The organism is Alistipes sp. DJF_B185 (assembly GCF_964250025.1).
GTDB lineage: Bacteria > Bacteroidota > Bacteroidia > Bacteroidales > Rikenellaceae > Alistipes > Alistipes finegoldii.
Map to the genome: position 1 here is coordinate 260917 of NZ_CAXUDY010000002.1, position 19697 is coordinate 280613.

A 19697-nucleotide genomic window follows, 5' to 3' on the forward strand; every position below is an offset into this window, starting at 1 on the left:
CGTTTTATAACGAAAAATCCGCTCCCCCGTTACGTATCGGGCACGTCTGAAGTGTTCTATCAATAGTGCGGCGCTGCCGCATGCACCCGCTTAAACAGATAAACCAAAACTACCGACTTCAGCCAATGAATTTCCTTACCCGTTTTTACCGCATCTCTTCACCGGTTCCCCGCCGACAACTCGATCCCGCACAAGAGCAGAAACTATACAAACGGCTCCGGCTGCAGGCATTCATCGCCGCAACGCTCGGATACAGTCTCTATTACGTGTGCAGGACGTCGCTCAACGTCATGAAGAAACCCATCCTCGACAGCGGCACGCTCGACGCCACGCAGATCGGGGTGATCAGCTCGGCCCTCCTGTTCGCATACGCCGTCGGGAAGTTCGTGAACGGATTCATCGCCGACTACTGCAACATCAAGCGCTTCATGGCCACCGGACTGATCGTATCGGCCGTGGCGAACATGCTCATGGGAGCGCTCGGCGTCGCGCACTCGGTGATTCCGACAGCCGTCATCTTCATTTCATTCGCCGTGATGTGGGGTCTGAACGGGTGGGCGCAGTCCATGGGTGCGCCGCCCGCAATCATCTCCCTCTCGCGCTGGTATCCGCTCAAGGAGCGGGGAACCTATTACGGTTTTTTCTCGGCAAGCCACAACCTCGGCGAGTTCTTCTCCTTCATCTTCGTGGGCAGCATCGTTTCGATAGCCGGCTGGCAGGCCGGATTCTTCGGGTCTGCGATTGCAGGCGCCATCGGAGTCGTCATCGTGCTGCTGATGCTCCACGACACGCCCGAATCGAAGGGACTGCCGCCCGTGGAGACGCTGGCGCACGAAGAGCCGGCAACCGGACAGGAGTTATCCGTAAAAGAGATTCAGAAGCAGGTATTGCGGACGCCTGCGGTGTGGATTCTCGCGGCCGCGAGCGCATTCATGTACATATCCCGCTATGCCATCAACGGGTGGGGCGTGTTGTTCCTGCAGGAGGCGAAAGGCTTCTCCGATGCGCAGGCCATATCCATCGTATCGATAAACGCCCTGCTGGGAATCATCGGGACCGTATTGTCCGGATGGTTTTCCGACAAGCTGTTCAAGGGGGACCGGCATATGCCCGCCCTGATATTCGGCGTACTGAATTCCGTGGCGCTGATTCTGTTCATATACGGCGGCGACGCATTATGGGTGAACGTCCTCAGCATGGTGCTGTTCGGCATTGCGATCGGCGTGCTGATCTGTTTCCTCGGCGGGCTGATGGCCGTAGACATCGTGCCGCGGAAGGCGACGGGTGCCGCGCTGGGAGTGGTAGGCGTGGCCAGCTACATCGCTGCGGGACTGCAGGACGTGGCGAGCGGATGGCTCATCGACGCGAATATTACGGTGGCGGAGAACGGCGAGAAGATATACGACTTTTCGCAGGCGGCGATCTTCTGGATCGCGGCATCCGTGATTTCGTTCCTCCTCCCGCTCCTCAACAGAAAGAAAAAGCAGGCCGCATAGCAATTCCGAATAACCGGAACCTATAGACAGACCGAAAAACGGCCCAAACACGGCCCAACAGACAAGCCGCCCGGTTCATTCGAGAACCGGGCGGCTTTATCGTCAGGGCATTTCACCTCCGATCAGGGTATTCACCCTTCACAGGCCCCTACTCCCACTCGATCGTTGCGGGCGGTTTCGAGGAGATGTCGTAGACTACGCGGTTCACCCCCTTGACCTTGTTGATGATGTCGTTCGACACATTGGCGAGAAACTCGTAGGGCAGGTGCACCCAGTCGGCGGTCATACCGTCCGTCGAAGTCACGGCGCGCAGCGCGACGCAGCTTTCGTAGGTGCGCTCGTCGCCCATGACGCCCACGCTCTTCACGGGCAGCAGAATCGCGCCCGCCTGCCACACCTTGTCGTAAAGACCCGCATCGCGCATGGCTTCGATATAAATCCTGTCCACGTTCTGCAGGATTTCGACCTTTTCGGGCGTAATATCGCCCAGAATCCGGATCGCAAGACCGGGTCCGGGGAAGGGATGACGGCCGATCAGCTGCTCGGAAATACCGAGCGAACGTCCCACGCGGCGCACTTCGTCCTTGAAGAGCAGGCGCAGCGGCTCGACGATCCGCAGGTTCATCTTCTCAGGCAGGCCGCCGACGTTGTGGTGCGACTTGATCGTAGCCGAGGGACCGTTCACCGACACCGATTCGATCACGTCGGGATAGATCGTCCCCTGCGCCAGCCAGCGCACGTCCTTGATCTGGACAGCCTCTTCGTTGAACACTTCGACGAAATCGCGGCCGATGATCTTGCGTTTGGTTTCGGGATCGCTGACGCCCGCCAGATCGCCGAGGAACTTCGCGCCGGCTTTGACACCCTTGACGTTCAGGCCCATGTTCTTGTAGGATTCGAGCACGTCCTCGAACTCGTTCTTGCGCAGCAGGCCCGAATCCACGAAAATACAATAGAGGTTCTTGCCGATGGCCTTGTGCAGCAGCACGGCCGCCACCGAGGAATCGACGCCGCCCGAAAGTCCGAGCACGACCTTGTCGTCGCCCAGCTTTTCGCGCAGTTCGCGCACGGTGGCTTCCACGAAACTCTCCGATGTCCACTCCTGCTTGCAGCCGCAGATACCTGCGACGAAGTTTTTCAGCAGCTGCGTGCCGTCGGTCGAATGGTACACTTCGGGGTGGAACTGGATGCCCCACGTCTGCTCGCCCTCGACATGGAACGCCGCGACGCACACGTCTTCCGTGCTGGCGACGATCTTATAGTTCGCCGGAACCGACGTGATCGTATCGCCGTGCGACATCCATACCTGCGTGGTTTTGGGCAGGCCGCGCATCAGCGCGTCGTCAGCATCGCCCACCGTGAGCATGGCGCGGCCATATTCGCGGCTGGGGGCGGGCTGCACCTCGCCGCCGAAGGCCGATGCGAGGAACTGCGCGCCGTAGCAGACGCCCAGCAGGGGCAGTTTGCCCTTAATGGCCGAAAGATCGGATGTCGGAGCGTTCTCGTCCCGTACGGAGAAGGGGCTGCCCGACAGAATCACACCCCGCACCGAAGCGTCGAGCGCCGGAATCTTGTTGAAGGGGTGGATTTCGCAATAGACGCTCAACTCGCGCACACGCCGCGCGATGAGCTGCGTGTACTGCGAACCGAAGTCGAGAATCAGGATTTTTTCCATAATATAACGTAAGTCCGACGAATCTGGGTTCATCAATTTCGGAAGGTTTACAAGCCATGAAACTCGTCGGACTCACGTTACGGCGTCTCAGACGCCGGTTTCATGCTTAAAATCCCTCTTGATCTCCCTTTGTCAAGGAAGACTTCGAATCCTTTAATTACTATTTCTTTACCGGACGGTTGTAGCTTCCCGAAAGGCGCATTTCCGCAGCGAAAGCCTCCTGCCCCACTTCGCGGATACGTTCGACGCATCCCCGGCGGTCGGAACGGAAAACGACCTGAAAGACCTTGGCGATAAAGTTGTCGAACTTTTTGCAGGTCTGAGGCGGCATCAGCGTACATTCGGCGCAGCTCTGCCAGCCGTGTTCGATGCAGCATGCCCGCACCTTACACCACGACGCCTTTTCGTTCGGGCGGCACCCCGGACAGCTTCCTTTGCCGAATTTGCGGCAGTTTCCGCAAAAAAGCCCGCAGGCCGCGATTTCGGGATTCATAACTAACGTTCGCTGCTGTAGTTGGGCGCTTCGCTGGTAATGGCCACATCGTGCGGATGGCTCTCGTGCATACCCGAAGAGGTGATGCGGACGAAGCGCGCGCGCTGCAGGGTCTCGATGTCCTTCGCGCCGCAGTAGAACATGCCGGCGCGAACGCCGCCGACCAACTGATAGACCGTCTCACTCAGCGTTCCCTTGAACGGCACACGGGCCGCAATGCCTTCGGGAACGAGTTTGCTGAAGTTGTTTTCGCACCCTTTCTGGAAATAACGGTCGGCCGATCCGGCCTTCATGGCGTCGATCGACCCCATGCCGCGGTAGGATTTGAATTTACGGCCATTGTAGATGATCGTTTCGCCCGGAGCCTCCTCCGTGCCGGCGAACATAGAGCCGATCATCACGCAGTCGCCGCCCGCAGCCAGTGCCTTCACCAGATCGCCCGAATAGCGCAGACCGCCGTCGGCGATGACGGGCACGCCGGTTCCGGCCGCCGCCGAAGCCGCGTCGAAGATCGCGGAAAGCTGGGGAACGCCCACGCCCGCGATGATGCGCGTCGTGCAGATCGAGCCCGGCCCGATGCCGACCTTCACACCGTCGGCCCCGTTTTCGATCAGGAACCGGGCGGCTTCGGCCGTAGCCACGTTGCCTGCGATCACCTCCAGCGAAGGATAAACCTCCTTGATCTCCCACAGCTTGCGCACCATGGCGATCGAATGCCCGTGCGCGGAGTCGAGCACCACGGCATCGACGTCTTCGGCGACCAGCGCCTTGACACGCTCCAGCGCATCGGGCGTAATGCCCACGCCGGCGGCCACGCGCAGGCGGCCCTTGGCGTCCTTGCAGGCATTGGGATGGTCTTGCACCTTGGTAATGTCCTTATAAGTAATAAGCCCCACCAGATGGCCCTTGTCGTCCACCACGGGGAGCTTTTCGATCTTGCTGTTGAGCAGCACCTCCGACGCATGCGACAATTCGGTGCTATGGGTCGTAATCAGCCGGTCGCCCGGAGTCATCACCTCTTCGATGCGGCGCATCATGTCGCGCTGGAACCGCAGGTCGCGGTTGGTGACGATGCCGATCAGGATGTTGTCGTCGTCCACGACCGGAATGCCGCCGATCTTGTTCTCACGCATCAGGTTCAGGGCGTCGCCGACAGTATTCTCCTTGGAGATGGTCACCGGATCGTAGATCATGCCGTTCTCGGCGCGTTTCACCCGGCGGACCTGCGCGGCCTGCTCGGCGATCGACATATTCTTGTGAATCACGCCGATTCCGCCTTCACGGGCCAGCGCGATAGCCAGCGGCGCTTCCGTAACGGTGTCCATGGCAGCGGACACAATGGGGATGTTGAGTTTGATATTTCGCGAGAAACGGGTCTGAATATTGACCTCTCGCGGCAACACTTCCGAATAGGCGGGTACGAGCAGCACATCGTCGAAGGTAAGTCCTTCGGGCTGAACCCTTTCATTGATAAAAGACATAATGAACGTGGATTTTTGTTGCATGCAAAAGTAATCATTTTTTTTTGAAACGGCCTAAATTCCGGGCCTTCCCTTCGATTTTTTTATCAACAATTTATGATAAACGCAACAGCCTGCCGTATCTCAACGCGATACGGACCGCAGGCATCGCCACCGCCTTTGCGGTCGGACTGCGGGCAACAGCCCGGCGATCCGCCGCTGCAAAAAACGGGGCGCCGTTCCGCGCCCCGCAATTCACTTTAAAATATCTCCTAATACTGCTCCTTCTCGCTGGGGAAGTCGCACTCCTTCACATCCTTGATATATTGCTGTACAGCCCCCGTCATCAACTCGTGCAGGTCGGCGTAGCGGCGCAGGAAACGGGGCGAAAATCCCTTGTTGATGCCCAGCATGTCGTGAATTACCAGCACCTGACCGTCGCAGGCACCGCCGGCGCCGATGCCGATCGTCGGGGTGGGAATTTCACCCGTCACGCGGGCGGCCAGCGCGGCGGGAATCTTTTCGAGCACGATGCCGAAACAGCCCGCTTCGCTCAGCAGATGGGCGTCGCGCACCAGCTTCTCGGCCTCGGCCTCCTCCTTCGCACGCACATTGTAGGTGCCGAACTTGTGGATCGACTGCGGCGTAAGTCCGAGGTGCCCCATCACCGGAATACCGGCCGAGAGGATGCGGTTGACCGATTCGAGAATCTCCTCGCCGCCCTCGATCTTCACGGCGTCGGCTTCGGTCTCCTTCATGATGCGGACGGCCGAATCGAGCGCCACCTTCGAATTGCCCTGATAAGTGCCGAACGGCAGATCGACGACCACCAGCGCGCGATTGACGGCGCGCACGACCGAGCAGGCGTGATAGATCATCATATCGAGGGTGATGGGAAGCGTCGTTTCATAACCGGCCATCACATTGGCCGCCGAATCGCCGACAAGAATCACGTCGATACCCGCGGCATCGACGATCTTCGCCATCGAATAGTCGTACGAGGTCAGCATGGCGATCTTTTCGCCGCGCTGTTTCATCTCCGTCAGCCGGTAGGTCGTAACGGCCCTGACAGTACTTTCTACAGACATAGTTCACTGCGAACCCGATGGAGCATTTAACATTTCACTCGTTCGCAAGGTTCCGACATGGAATCCATCGGATTCGTATTACGGCGCAAAAACGCCTATTCCATATCGACAATACCTCCCGGACCTCCCTTTGCAAAGGAAGACTTACTGTTATCTCCTGTAAATCGGGGCAAATATAGCGCAAGCCGGGCGCAATGCCAAATTTATTTGAACCCGGCCGTCCGCCGGCCATTCTCCCGGCCCGGTCAGCGTCCCGGCCCGATCCGGCGGAAAAAACTCCACAAAACGACGCCGCCCGAAACTGCGACGTTGATCGAATGCTTGGTCCCGGCCTGCGGGATTTCGATCGCGCCGTCGCACCGGTCCACGGCCGACTGCCCCACGCCCATCACTTCGTTGCCGAAGACCAGCGCATACTTCACGCCGGGCGCGGCGCGGAAGACATCGAGCATCACGGCGCCCTCGACCTGCTCGACGGCCAGCACCTCGTAGCCGTCGGCGTGCAGGCGGTCGATACACGCTTCGGTGGTCTCGTAATAGCTCCACGGCACGGTCAGCTCCGCGCCCAGCGCCGTTTTATGAATGTCGCGGTTGGGCGGCACGGCCGTAATCCCGCACAGGGCGATATGCTCCACGGCGAAAGCGTCCCCCGTACGGAAGAACGCCCCCACGTTCTGCAGCGAACGGACGTTGTCGAGCACGACCGTAACGGGCATTTTCTCCATCGCGGCGAACTCTCCGGCCGTGGGACGCCCCAGCTCCTCGTTGGTGATTTTTCGCATAACGTGTTCAAATAAGTGATTTCGGGGTCAAAAGTAGTCAAATAAAAAATATTTTACCTATTTTTGGGGTCCTAATCAACACAACACTATGTCTCTGAAAAAAGTCTTGACATTCGCGCTCGCTCTCTTCATTACGGGGGGAGGTCTCCAAGCGCAGAAGCTGATCGTCGGCGCCGACTTTACGACCCGTTTCGACAACCGGGAGTACGCCAACAACGATTTCAACGAATCGCAGACGCTCTTCAGCGCCCGGCTCACACCCCGGATCGGCGTGGAATGGATGGACAAAAACCGGCTGATCGTCGGCGTGGACCTCTTGCAGAACTTCGGCGACGACACCAAATTCCTGAGCAAGGCGCGCCCCTCGGCCTACTATCAGTTCAACAGCAGGAACGTGCAGGCCAACGCCGGCATCTTCGACCGCAAAGAGCTGCTGGGCGACTACTCGCTGGCGTTCTTCGGGGATTCGACGGCGTTCTACCACAACCGCCTTTCGGGTTTTCTGGGACACTACAAATCCACGGGACGCAGGAACACCTATGTGGAAATGGCCATCGACTGGGAGGGCATGTACTCCGAGGAGTCGCGCGAAATGTTCCGCATCATCTCGGCGGGCCGCTACACGCTCGACAAGGGGTTCTACTTCGGCTACGCCTTCTCGATGTTCCATTTCGCCGGAAAGATCGGCAACGAGAACGTGACGGACAACCTGCTGGTCAATCCCTATGCGGGCTGGGAGTTCAACGCCTACTTCGACTTCGACATCAAGGCGGGCTTTCTGTTCGCACCCCAGCGGGCGCGCAGCATCGAGTCGGGATGGAAAAAGCAGAAGGGCGCCCAGATCGACTTCGTCATGACCAAATGGGGCGTGAAACTCGAAAACAACCTCTATCTGGGTGAAAACCTCCAGCCGTTCCGGTACGCCTATGTCGGCGAACCGCTCTATGCCGGCGAACAGTTCTACTCGACCACCGACCATATCTACAACCGCACGTGGATCGGTTACGACCGCCGGTTCTTCAAGGGAACGATGGGCGTCGAGGCGGGCATGGTCTTCCATTACGACGGCTCAGGCATGGGCACGCAGCAGATGGTCAAGCTCTCGGTAGACATCCAGAAGCTGTTCAACATCGGCCCCAAGGCTAAAAAATAAAAATACAACAAGCGAAACATATGGCAAGCGAAACAAACGAAACACGGGAGAAGTCGCTGAACTTCCTCGAAGAGATCATCGAAGAGTCGATCGCCAAGGGCGAAACGCGCGTACAGACCCGTTTCCCACCCGAACCGAACGGCTACCTGCATATCGGACACGCCAAGAGCATCTGCATCAACTTCGGACTGGCGAAGAAATACGGCGGCAAGTGTAACCTGCGCTTCGACGACACGAACCCCGTCAAGGAGGACGTCGAATACGTCGATTCGATCAAGCGCGACATCCACTGGCTCGGCTTCGACTGGGCCGTAGAGCGCTATGCGTCGGACTATTTCGACCAGCTCTACGATTGGGCCGTGGTCCTCATCAAGAAGGGGCTGGCCTACGTGGACGACCAGACGCAGGAGCAGATCCGCGAAAACCGCGGCACGGTATCCGTTCCGGGTACGCCGTCACCGTGGCGCGACCGCTCCGTCGAGGAGAACCTCGACCTGTTCGAGCGCATGAAGAAAGGCGAATTCGCCGACGGCGAAAAGGTCCTGCGCGCCAAGATCGACATGGCCCACCCCAACATGCTGTTCCGCGACCCGATCATGTACCGCATCATCCACGCCGAGCATCACCGCACGGGCGACAAGTGGTGCATCTACCCGATGTACGACTACGCCCACGGCCAGAGCGACTCGATCGAGCAGATCACCCACTCGATCTGCACGCTCGAATTCGACGTACACCGTCCGCTCTACGACTGGTTCATCCAAGCGCTGGAGATCTTCCCCTCGCATCAGTACGAATTCGCACGTCTGAACCTCACCTATACGATGATGTCGAAGCGCAAACTGCTCAAATTAGTGCAGGAAGGCGCCGTGATGGGCTGGGACGACCCCCGCATGCCGACCATCTGCGCCCTGCGCCGCAAGGGTTACACCCCGGCTTCGGTGCGCAACTTCGCTGAAATGGTAGGCGTTGCCAAACGCGACAACGTCATCGACCTCGGCAAGCTGGAATACTGCGTCCGCGAAGACCTGAACAAGGTCGCCCAGCGTCGCATGGCCGTACTCAACCCGCTGAAAGTGGTCATCACCAACTACGACGAGAACAAGACGGAACTCTTCACGGCGATCAACAATCCTGAGGACGAAACGGCCGGAACGCGTCAGGTTCCCTTCTCGAAGGTGATCTACATCGAACGCGACGATTTCATGGAGGAGCCTCCCAAGAAGTTCTTCCGTCTCTCGCCGGGCGGCGAAGTGCGTCTGCGCTACTCGTACCTCATCAAATGCGAGGAGGTGGTTAAGGATGCCGAAGGCAACGTCACCGAACTGCGCTGCACCTACGACCCGATGTCGGGCCAAGGCTCGTCGAGCGACGGCCGCCGCGTAAAAGGCGTCATCCACTGGGTGTCGGCCAAAGACGCTGTCGAAGCCGAAATCCGCCTGTTCAACCCGCTCTTCACCAAGGAGAACCCCGACGACGTCGAGGAGGGGCAGACTTGGGAGGACAATCTCAACCCCGAATCGATGGTCCGAATCAAAGGCTATCTCGAACCGTCGCTGCGCGACGTTCCGGTCGGTCAGGCCGTTCAGTTCGAGCGCGTGGGCTACTTCTGCCCCGACACCGACTCGACGCCCGAACACCTCGTGTTCAACCGCACGGTGACGCTCAAGGATTCATGGGCGAAGATCAATAAGTAAAGGCGATCGGCTGAAAATCGAGTTGCGATACCGAACGGGGACACGCTCCCCGCGAAAAGCGGCCCGCTGAGCGGGCCGCTTTTTCGTACGACGGACCAACCACGCCTGCCGGGCGGTTGGTTCATTGCATCCGGACCGGTTTTCAGTCCGGACCGGCTTCTATTTCAGCGGAATATAAATCTCCGTTTTCAGCTTTTCCGCCGGCACCCGGTCGGGATTATTGCGGTAGCGTTCGAAACCGGGGCTGTCACGCAGTTCGCAGCCGCTTCGGGGCAGCCACTCCCGAAAGATTTTGTGATAGGCGCCGCCCAATCCGGCATAAGGACCCGTATGGACGAACATCGCATAGCGGCCTCCGGCGATCGTCTTGACGCCCACGGGGCCGACGGCCACCGGGCCTTTGGGAATCGTCAGGCATACGTCGCACCGCAGGTCGCCGGATTTCGAAATGTCGGGATCGTTGTGGTAAACGACGATGGACTCGATCCCCGCCGAGAAGAGTTTCTGCTCTTTGACGTATTGCCAGAGCCGGGCGAAACAGTCGCCGTAATCGACTTCGCCGTAATCCCCCTGAGCGCGGAGATAGGCCACGGTCTTTTCGGGAATTTCCAGCATTTTGGGTTTCGACAACCGGATTCCGGCGTCGGAGTGCATGCGTGTTGTCATGGACGGAAGGTTTTTAACGGTTCGGTACTCTTTTGGCGAGATGCCGAAAAACCGTCCGAAAGCCTTGGTCAGCGACGACGGAGCGTCGTACCCCACGCGGTAGGCGATCTCTGCGACCGTAAGATCGGAGTAAAGTAGCAGGCGTGCCGCCGTCTCGATGCGGGTGCGGGCGATGAACTCCCCCGGCGGCTCGCCCAGAAAGGCCGAAACGATGCGGTGGAAATGGCAGGGCGAAAACGACGACACCTCAGCCAGCGTACGCAGGTCGAGCGTTTCGTCCAGATGGGTCCGGATGTATTCGACGACGGTGTTGATCCGCCGCTGATAATCGGCTGTCGTGACTGGTTTGTTCTTCATCTCGGCGACAAAGGTATTCTCCGCCGGGGAAACGGACTTTTCCGATTTTGCGAATTTGCCTTACATCATCCGCCCGAAAGTCCTCCGGCCTAAAAGGTAACGCAGCACCACCGAGCCCCGGTAAATCTTCTCTTCCGCGGACCCTTTGCGGTTCTGCCGGATGGTCTTCCGCTTGCGGGACAGATCGCGGTGCCACCGCAGGAAGTCGCGGTAGGCGCGGAACACCGCCCGGAAATTGTCGCTCCGCCCCTGCACCAGATAGGACAAGGCCGCCAGCAAGTCGAGCGCAGGACGCACGACGGCAACCGTGACCCGCTGCACGGACGAAGAGCACTTGTAGAGCATCGCCAGATTATTGCGGTGGTTGTAGAAGACTTTGGTCGGCGAATCGGTCGTGAGCGTACCGCCGCCGAGGTGGTAGACCCTGCTTTGCGGCACGACCCGCACCCGGTAACCGGCCAGCTGCATGCGCCAGCAGAGGTCGATCTCCTCCATGTGGGCGAAAAAGTCGGCGTCGAAGCCGCCCAGCGCATGGAACACATCGGCCCGGCAGCAGAATGCGGCGCCGCTGACCCAGAAAACGTCGCGGGCGTCGTCGTACTGGCCCTCGTCGGTCTCGACCTGTCTGAGGATGCGCCCCCGGCAGAACGGATAGCCGAGAAAGTCGATAAATCCGCCCGAAGCACCTGCATATTCGAATTTCGTGCGGTCGGTCCATGAGATCAGTTTCGGAGAGACGACGGCTACGTCGGGTTCGCGTTCCAGCACGTCGAGGATCGGAGCGAGCCACCCTTCGGGCGTCTCTATGTCGGAATTGAGCAGCAGGTAATAGTCCGCCTCGACCTGCTTCAAAGCCCGGTTATACCCTCCGGCAAACCCGTAATTGGCTTCGAGACGCAACACCCCGACGGAAGGAAATTCCGTCGCCAGCACCCTCAGCGAATCGTCCGTCGAGCCGTTGTCGGCGACCATGACCTCCACGCCGGCTGGGGCCGCAGCGACGACACTGGGCAGAAAACGGCGCAGGTGTTCCGCGCCGTTCCAGTTGAGTATGACTATCTTAGCGACCGGCATTTGTACGTTTGTGTTTCCAGCGGCGGTGCGACCACATCCAGAGTTCCGGGTGTTCGCGGATCATCGCTTCCAGCTTCCTAACGTAACGCTCCGTAATTTCGTATTCGGCGACCTGCTCTTCACCGTCGTAAATCGGCTCGAACGACATCTGGTAGCGGCCCCGCCGCAGACGGTCCATCCTGACGAAATAGACCGGCAGTTTGCAGCGCAGCGCCAGCTTCTCCCCGCCGTCGAAAAAAATCGTATCCTGATTGAGGAAGCGGAACCAGTGGCTGTCGGGACGGCGCGGCGGATTCTGGTCGGCGATAAGCCCCATGACGAGGTTTTTGCCGTCCACGCCGCATTCCCGGTTGCGCAGGTAGAAGCGCAGCGAATCCTTCATGGCCACGGTCATCGAATTTTCATAGTTGCGCAAACGCTGGTAAAGCCGCTCCATGACCTTGCTGCGCAGGGGATGATACACCGCCACCAACATCTGCGAGCGTTCGTAAAGCCCCCAGTAGGAACAATACTCCCAACAGCCGAAATGGGCCGTCATAGCGATCCAGTCGCGGCCGTGCACGGCCTTGTAATGTTCGTCGAATCCCTTCACCGTCAGTACCGTGCGGGCCTTTTCTTCGCCCATATGGGCCATATTGACCGTATCGACGAATATCTCGGCCAGCGTCCGGTAGAAATTGCGGCGGATGACGGCCAGCTCCCCGACGCTCTTTTCCGGGAACGAATTGCGCAGGTTTTCGTTCACGACCTTCATGCGGTAACGCAGGCAGTAGTAGAGTATGAAAAAGAGCAGGTTCTCGACGACGTAATATTTGAACCAGTACGGCAGCACGGCAAAGAAACGGGCGCCGAGCCACAAAGACTCCAGCCATACCTTCTGCGCAAAATTCAGCTCAGCTCGTTTCATCCGGCAAGGCGTTAGGGTTCGACAAAAAGTTTCACGTTATCCACCTTGGTGCGTATCCTCAGCCAGCTGGCCAGCGTCGTCCGGTCGATCGAATCGGCGGGCGCCTTGGGCGTAACGACACATACGAGGGTCGTATCGAGCGGCGTACCCGCGACATCGAACGTAATGCCCTTCATCAGCGATATGGCCTTGATATTCTCCATCATGACGCCCACTTCGCGCGAAATGTCGTCCACTTCGACGTTCGTAACCCGGTAGCGTTTCAGCTGAGCCGTCATTTCGCCGATGCGCCGGTTCTTCTCCTCCAGCAGTTCGAGGTAGCTCTGCTGCAGCGACGTCACGTTTATCTCGTCGGTCTTGTTGGCCTGACGCACCACCAGTTCGGCCTTCTCCAGTCCGAAGTTGCGCATCTGCGCACGGGCATTCTCGATAATTTCGTCGCCGATGGGTTCTCCCACCAGCAGCAACTCGATCTGCGACGGGTCTTTGCCGTGCGCATAATGCTTGTTGCACTCGATCACGCGCGTATGCGGAAACCTGAAGACCTGCGCGACGTATTTGTCGGCCACGGCTTCGAACAGCGAGACGCGGACCATATGGAAACCGATGACGACGCTCGGAATGAAAGTCACGAGCGTAATAACCATCATCAGCCGCTTGACGTTGCGTTCGCGCACCTTGTCGATGAAGGCGTTCTTCTCGTACTTCAGGAAACGGACCATGAGGTAAGTCGCCAGCGCGATGAAGACCGAGTTGATGAAAAAGAGGTAGAACGCCCCGACGAAGAATTTTATCTGCCCCGTCGCCAGACCGAAGCCCGCCGTGCAGAGGGGCGGTATCAGCGCCGTGGCGATCGCCACACCGGGGATAACGGTCGAGGTGCGGTCCTGCCGCGTCTGCGCCACGATACCGGCCAGACCGCCGAACAGGGCGATCAGCACGTCGTAGGTCGTCGGCACCGTGCGGGCCAGCAGCTCGCTGCTGTTCGACGAGAGGGGCGACACGAGGAAATAGACCGTCGAGGTGATAATCGCCACGATGAACATCAGCGCATAGTTGCGCAGCGCCTTTTTGAGCAGCTCGAAATCGTTGATGCCCAGCGAAAGGCCGATGCCCATAATAGGGCCCATGATCGGCGAAATGAGCATGGCGCCGATAATTACGGCCGCCGAATTGACGTTCAGGCCGAGCGACGCGATCATCGTCGCAAAAATCAGCACCCAAAGGTTCACCCCGCGGAACACCACGCCCTTGCTGATGGCCGCCACGACCTCGTCGCGCTGCGCCTTGTCTTCGTCGAGGCTGAAGTGCCCCCGCAGGAATTCACGCATCTCCCCCACCCAGAGCGAGAAAGAGCGTTTTACATTATGCGTATCGTTCGTATTTTCCATTTCAACATGCACTATCTTTCATTTATTCCTCTTCGTCCGCCGCCGTCTCCCGCTTCGGTTTGGGTTTTCCGGCCAGCACGATCACGAACTCCCCCTTGGGGTCCGTAGTGCGGAAGTGTTCCAGCACCTCGGCGACCGTACCGCGAACGGTCTGTTCGAATTTCTTGGTCAGCTCGCGCGACACCGAAACCCTGCGTTCCAGCCCGAACACCTCGGCGAACTGTTCGAGACACTTCACCACGCGGTAGGGAGACTCGTAGAATATCATCGTGCGCTCCTCCGCGGCAAGCGACTGCAACTGTTTGGCCCGACCCTTCTTCTGGGGCAGGAAACCCTCGAAACAGAACCGGTCGCACGGAAATCCGCTCTGCACCAGCGCCGGAATCAGCGCCGTGGCTCCGGGCAGGGTCTCGACCTCGATCTCCGCTTCGACGCAGGTCCGCACCAGCAGAAAACCGGGATCGGAGATGCCGGGCGTACCCGCATCCGACACCAGCGCCGCATTGCGTCCGGCCGCGATCGACTCGGCGACCATCTTCACCGTGGCGTGTTCGTTGAATTTATGATGGGAATAGAGTTTCTTCTCGATGCCGAGATGTTTCAGCAGAAACGAGGTCGTCCGCGTATCCTCGGCGAGTATGAAATCCACGTCGCGCAGGACATTGACCGCACGCAGCGTAATGTCGTCGAGATTGCCGATCGGGGTGGGAACGATATAAAGCTTTGCCATGCAGCTATGCGAATTTACGTTCCAGCAGTTCCATCAGGAATTTGGCCCCGTCGGAATTGGCGTTCCAAGCATAATTTTCGGCGATATAAATCATGCACTCGTCGAAATCGTCGAAACCGTTGAGCGTTCCGATCGCCGCCTCGTAAGCCGCCGCATCGCCGCCGAACAAGTCGCGGATCATCAGGAACTTGTCGTTGATGCCGATGGCGCGGCGCAGGTCGGTAACGTGTTCACTGCGACGCAGCTCGGACGCCACGTCGCGCGGAGGCGCGATCGTGTCGGCCAGTGTCTGCACATTGTGGTTGATCACCTCGCCCAATACGGCGCCGGAGGTATTTTTCGCTTCGAGCGTGATCTCTTCGAAATCAGGCTCGTCGTCATCCCCGGCATTGTCGGGCGCAGTGGTTTCGGCCGCTTTCGGCTGCGGAGCGGCAACCGGAGTCCGCGATGCAAAAGCGTCCGGTCCGGGTGCAGAGGTTGTCGCGGAGCCGAGAGAGGTTGTCACAGAGCCGACAGGAGTTGTCGCGGATGCTGCGGGTTCCGTCACGGGCGCCGTAAATGGAGTTGCAGAAAGGGCGGACCCGGCAGTTGCATCGGCGGAAACGGAGACTCCGGCGGCGGCAGTTCCGGCCGATACAGAATCGGACGCTGCGGAACCGGATGACGCGGAACCGGGCACCGCCGGTTGTGCGAACGGCGCTTCGGCCGCAGGGTTCCCTCCCGCAACAGGTTTTGCGGTAGGCTCAGGGGCCGGAACGGATGCAGGCTTCGGGGCAGGCGCAGGCTTCGGGGCAGGCGCCGCAGGCTCCGTATTATATAGCGACATGATGACGCGCTGTTTATGGCGGTGACGGACAGTCTCCTCTTCCAGTTCGAACAGTGTCGGAGCTATGGGTTGAGTTCCCGGCGCGGAATGCGCTTCGGCTTTGGCAGGAGCTTCCTGCGCCGGAGTCTGTTCCGCATCGACGGACGGCGCAGGTGCGGCGGCTGATTCGGCGGCAGGCTCTGCAACCGACTCGGAATGCGACCCGAAGACGGACTCGGCAGCGGATTCTGAGACGGGGTCGGCTGGAAACTCGACGACGGACTCCGCAACGGACTCGACAACCGACTCGGCAGCGGGTTCTGAGACGGACTCCGCAACGGATTCGGAAAGCGACTCTGCGAAAGATTCGGTCGCGGATTCGACGACGGGTTCAGCAATGAATTCGGGCTTTTCGGACGCTCCCTCCGATTCTCGGACAGTTTCCGCCAGCGGCACTGACTGCTCGGCGGCAGGTTCCGCGGCATTTCCGGCAACGGGTTCTGCCGGAGCCGTCTCCTCAATGGAAAACTCGGATTCAGGCTCAGAAGCGACCGGTCCGGATTCGGTCACGGGTTCAGCGGCAGAGATTTCCGGTTCTGAAATCGGGTTCGTCCCGCCGTCGGAATCGGACTGCGCAACAAATGCTTCGGCAGAATCGGCAACAACTTCAGGTTCGGCAGCCAGTTCTTCGGCAGGTTCGGAATGCCCTGCGAAATTTACGCCCGGTTCGACGGCCTGTTCGGACCCGAACTCAGGCTTCGATTCCGGCACCGTCTCCGGTTCCGGCTCGGAAACGGATTCCGACTCGGAGACCGCACCAGCTTCGGCGACTGACTCCGACTCAAAGGACGCCCCCACCTCGGCAAAAGATTCGGACTCAAAAGCCGCACCCGCTTCGCCAACAGCGTCCCGTTTGGCGGCAGCATCCGGTTCGGCCTGCGCCTCAACCGCGAACGGGTCGAGCGGAAGTATTTCGCCGAGGTCGATGCTGACCGGAATTTCGGTCGGAGCCGTCTCAGATGCGGCCTCTTCCGCCGCATTTCCACTGCCCGCCGCAAGATCCGCATCCGCGCCGAAACGCACGGCATCGTATAACTTCCGCAGTTTTTCGAGCACCAGATCCCGTTCGAGGGTCGCAGTCTCCTGCGGGGTGTTCCAATTGTCTATGATTTCAGAGAGCTTCTGCAATTCGCTCCGCACGTATTTCAAATCCATGATCCGTACACTTTTTGCCCTCAAAGATAGGAAAAATTTACGAACTGCCCAGCGGAATCGCCCATATAATATCGCAGCCCCTCCCCGTTGCCGCCGGGAAACGGAAAAGGGGACGGCATACGCATCGTCCCCCTATTCCGTCTGCGGAAAACATGTCACTTCCCGAAGATATGTTTCGCATAATTATATCCGCAGGCGTCGTAAATCTTCGCCAGCCGGCGTACGCGGCGCAGGTAGTCGCCGTAATCCTTCCGGTCGAGACTCCACCCCACTTCGGCCAGCGCGCTCAGGCGCGGCAGCAGCATGTATTCGGCATGGGGCCACGTGGCGATGTACTCGGTCCAGAGGTTGGCCTGCACGCCCAGTATACAGCGCTGTTCGTCAGCCGTCAGCATCTCGAAAGGATCGAGCGAATAGACCTTCTCCACAGGCAGATAACCGCCGATGGCGAGCGGTTCCCCAGCCGTATCGCGCGTCTGGTAATAGTCCAGATAGCAGTGCGTCGTCGGAGCCATGATGGCGTGGTTGCCCATCTTCGCAGCCTTGATGCCGCCTTCGGCGCCCCGCCACGACATGATCGTGGCCGTCGGCGTCACTTCGCCCTCCAGTATCTCGTCCCAACCGATCAGCCTGCGTCCGTGGGCGTTGAGGAATTTCTCGACGCGGGCCGTGGCATAGTTCTGCAACCGGCGCGGCCGCTTCAGCCGCTCGGCCTTCATGCGCGCTTTGCAATGCGGGCATTTCTTCCACATCACCGTCGGGCACTCGTCGCCGCCGATATGGATATACTCCGAAGGAAACAGCTCCAACACCTCTTCGAGCACCCCCTCGATGAATTCGAACGTCGTCTCCTTGCCGATGCAGAAAACCCGGTCGTCGATGTCCCACGTCTGGCGCACTTCGTACTGCTCGCCCGTACAGCCCAGCCACGGATAGGAGGCCAGCGCCCCGACGGCATGCCCCGGAAATTCGATTTCGGGAATCACCGTGATGAAACGCTCCGCAGCGTAATTCACCACGTCGCGGATCTCATCCTGCGTATAGTAACCGCCGTAAGGCGTTTCGTCGAATTTGCAGTTCTCGTCGTACGTGCCGCCCGGATCGCGGCCGATCAGCGTACGGCTGCGTACGGAACCTATTTCGGTGAGTTTCGGATATTTCCTGATTTCGATGCGCCACCCCTGATCGTCGGTCAGATGCCAGTGGAAGACGTTGAGTTTGTGCAGGGCCATGATGTCGAGCGCCTCCTTCACCTCATCGACCGTGAAGAAGTGACGGCCGACATCGAGCATCATGCCCCGGTAACCCAGACACGGTTTGTCCTCGATCGTGACGACGGGCAGTTCGACGGCCCGCACGTCGTCGGCTTCGTACGCTGCCGCCGGAAGCAGCTGGCGCAGCGTCTGCACGGCATAGAACGCCCCCTGCGCTCCTCCGGCGACGATATCGATCCGGCAGGGAGTTACGAAAAGGCGGTAGGCCTCCGCAGGCATCGTCTCGTCGCGGGTGACGTTCACCGCATGGTCCGCGGCCTTGTCGGCATGCCTTACCCGCGGGCCGCGGCCGAACAGCGGCATCAGCACCTCGTTCAGCGCGGCAGTCACGCCGGCCAGACGCTCGTCGTCGAACAGCAGGACCACCTCGGCGTCGGAGGTCAGGCGGAAGGTGCCCTGCCCCTCCACGATATGCTCCGGGAGCGGCACGACGGCCACTTCGCCGTCGGTCGGAATCACCCTGCCGCAACTGCAACAGCCGCACAATACGGCGAACAATGCCAAAACAGGTAAAAGTCTCTTCATATCGGATCGTTTTCGTGGGTTTCGGTGCAACTTACCCGGTAAATATAACGAAAAAACGGATTTCGCCAAAGCACCGCGTCATTTATTCGCAGGCCGAAGCTCCCAGCAGTCCTACGTGGTCGATATTCGAACAGCAGATATGCAGTCCCTCGACGGTCTTGGCATAGGGGAACCGTTTCAGCTGTTCGTACATCGCTTCACGGAAAAAGCCGAACGCATGGGCGATGCTGCCGCCGAAGACGATCGCTTCGGGGTCGTACGTATAAAGCACCAGCATCACCAGCTGGCCGACATGCCCCCCGAACTCGCGCCAGAGCGCCAACGCTTCGGGATCGCCCGCCGCGGCGCGCTCGTAAGCCTCCTTGCCCGTCGTGCCGCGGTCCACGAAGAAGCGGCTGCTGCAATAGTATTCGTAATCCCGGTCCAGATACGGGATGCTTCCGATCTCCCCCGCCCCGGTATCCCGGCCGCAGTAGAGTTTCCCGCCGATCACGACTCCCGCGCCGACGCCCGTGCCTAGCGCCACACACACCACGTCGCTGAATGCGCTCGCCTCGCCGAAGCGGCAGACGCCCAGCGCAAAACAGTTGCAGTCGTTGTTGACATGCACCGGCACGCTGAAACGCTTTTCGAGCAGGTCTTTGAGGTAAACCTCGCGCCACGAAGGGATGCCCACCACATTATATACGATTCCCCGCGCGGCGTCCACCACCGACGGCACGCCGATACCGATCCGCGACACCTCAGGTCGCATAAGCTCCCCGATAAGCGATGCGATATGATCCACCACCTCCCCTTCGGGACGGTCGGCTTTGCAGGGTTCGGAAAGCAGCCGCACGATATGTCCGTCTTTCACAAGGCCGGCGCGCACGTTCGTGCCGCCCAAATCCACGCCTATTCTCATCTCTT

16 protein-coding genes are annotated in these 19697 nt (G+C 59.4%); 3 read left to right on the top strand and 13 right to left on the bottom strand.

The features are described 5' to 3' along the window. The first annotated feature begins 125 nt into the window (after window positions 1-125). Entirely contained in the window at window positions 126-1496 is a 1371-nt protein-coding gene (locus tag ACESTR_RS04350) for an MFS transporter (protein WP_288299232.1), read from the top strand. Between the two features lie 148 nt (window positions 1497-1644). Here the strand turns inward: ACESTR_RS04350 and guaA are convergent, their stop codons facing one another. The 5 genes from guaA to ACESTR_RS04375 all read right to left on the bottom strand — a co-directional run bounded on the left by guaA (window position 1645) and on the right by ACESTR_RS04375 (window position 6994). After that, on the bottom strand, window positions 1645-3174 hold the full coding sequence (guaA, locus tag ACESTR_RS04355) for a glutamine-hydrolyzing GMP synthase (RefSeq protein ID WP_302574999.1): 1530 nt from the start codon (window positions 3172-3174) through the stop codon (window positions 1645-1647). Between the two features lie 157 nt (window positions 3175-3331). Further along, window positions 3332-3664 (bottom strand): DUF3795 domain-containing protein, encoded by a 333-nt coding sequence (locus ACESTR_RS04360; RefSeq protein ID WP_014776156.1) that lies wholly within the window; start codon window positions 3662-3664, stop codon window positions 3332-3334. Between the two features lie 2 nt (window positions 3665-3666). Continuing rightward, window positions 3667-5145 (bottom strand): IMP dehydrogenase, encoded by a 1479-nt coding sequence (guaB, locus tag ACESTR_RS04365; protein ID WP_281807677.1) that lies wholly within the window; start codon window positions 5143-5145, stop codon window positions 3667-3669. A 251-nt stretch (window positions 5146-5396) separates the two neighbouring features. Next, window positions 5397-6212: a 3-methyl-2-oxobutanoate hydroxymethyltransferase gene (gene panB / locus ACESTR_RS04370; protein WP_009597956.1), complete on the bottom strand. Its 816-nt coding sequence runs from the start codon at window positions 6210-6212 to the stop codon at window positions 5397-5399. Between the two features lie 245 nt (window positions 6213-6457). Beyond that, window positions 6458-6994, bottom strand: a complete 537-nt coding sequence (locus ACESTR_RS04375; RefSeq protein ID WP_014776154.1) for a TrmH family RNA methyltransferase — start codon at window positions 6992-6994, stop codon at window positions 6458-6460. 88 nt (window positions 6995-7082) lie between these two features. On the opposite strand from ACESTR_RS04375, the gene ACESTR_RS04380 reads away from it, so the two are divergent. Together ACESTR_RS04380 and ACESTR_RS04385 are read left to right on the top strand one after the other, a co-directional pair. Next, window positions 7083-8147, top strand: a complete 1065-nt coding sequence (locus tag ACESTR_RS04380; RefSeq protein WP_130063121.1) for a hypothetical protein — start codon at window positions 7083-7085, stop codon at window positions 8145-8147. A gap of 20 nt (window positions 8148-8167) precedes the next feature. Next, window positions 8168-9844: a glutamine--tRNA ligase/YqeY domain fusion protein gene (locus ACESTR_RS04385; RefSeq protein WP_130063119.1), complete on the top strand. Its 1677-nt coding sequence runs from the start codon at window positions 8168-8170 to the stop codon at window positions 9842-9844. A 159-nt stretch (window positions 9845-10003) separates the two neighbouring features. Here ACESTR_RS04385 and ACESTR_RS04390 read toward each other — a convergent pair whose 3' ends face one another. From ACESTR_RS04390 to ACESTR_RS04425, 8 genes are all read right to left on the bottom strand, one after another. Continuing rightward, window positions 10004-10867, bottom strand: coding sequence for a GyrI-like domain-containing protein (locus ACESTR_RS04390; RefSeq protein ID WP_130063117.1), 864 nt, complete (start codon window positions 10865-10867; stop codon window positions 10004-10006). Window positions 10868-10927: 60 nt separating this feature from the next. After that, window positions 10928-11941, bottom strand: a complete 1014-nt coding sequence (locus ACESTR_RS04395; protein WP_227042182.1) for a glycosyltransferase family 2 protein — start codon at window positions 11939-11941, stop codon at window positions 10928-10930. Beyond that, a complete protein-coding gene (locus ACESTR_RS04400) occupies window positions 11928-12848 on the bottom strand; it encodes a lysophospholipid acyltransferase family protein (RefSeq protein WP_009597948.1) in 921 nt (306 codons plus the stop codon). Before ACESTR_RS04400 ends, ACESTR_RS04395 begins: the two co-directional genes overlap by 14 nt. Window positions 12849-12859: 11 nt before the next feature. After that, window positions 12860-14239, bottom strand: a complete 1380-nt coding sequence (locus ACESTR_RS04405; protein ID WP_227042183.1) for a DUF389 domain-containing protein — start codon at window positions 14237-14239, stop codon at window positions 12860-12862. A gap of 22 nt (window positions 14240-14261) precedes the next feature. After that, window positions 14262-14969, bottom strand: a complete 708-nt coding sequence (gene rsmI, locus ACESTR_RS04410) for a 16S rRNA (cytidine(1402)-2'-O)-methyltransferase (RefSeq protein ID WP_278432974.1) — start codon at window positions 14967-14969, stop codon at window positions 14262-14264. Between the two features lie 4 nt (window positions 14970-14973). After that, window positions 14974-16989 (bottom strand): hypothetical protein, encoded by a 2016-nt coding sequence (locus ACESTR_RS04415; RefSeq protein ID WP_373178884.1) that lies wholly within the window; start codon window positions 16987-16989, stop codon window positions 14974-14976. Window positions 16990-17144: 155 nt separating this feature from the next. Next, on the bottom strand, window positions 17145-18788 hold the full coding sequence (locus ACESTR_RS04420; protein ID WP_373178886.1) for a beta-N-acetylhexosaminidase: 1644 nt from the start codon (window positions 18786-18788) through the stop codon (window positions 17145-17147). Between the two features lie 82 nt (window positions 18789-18870). Continuing rightward, window positions 18871-19692, bottom strand: a complete 822-nt coding sequence (locus ACESTR_RS04425) for an ROK family protein (RefSeq protein ID WP_302576311.1) — start codon at window positions 19690-19692, stop codon at window positions 18871-18873. Window positions 19693-19697 lie beyond the last annotated feature (5 nt).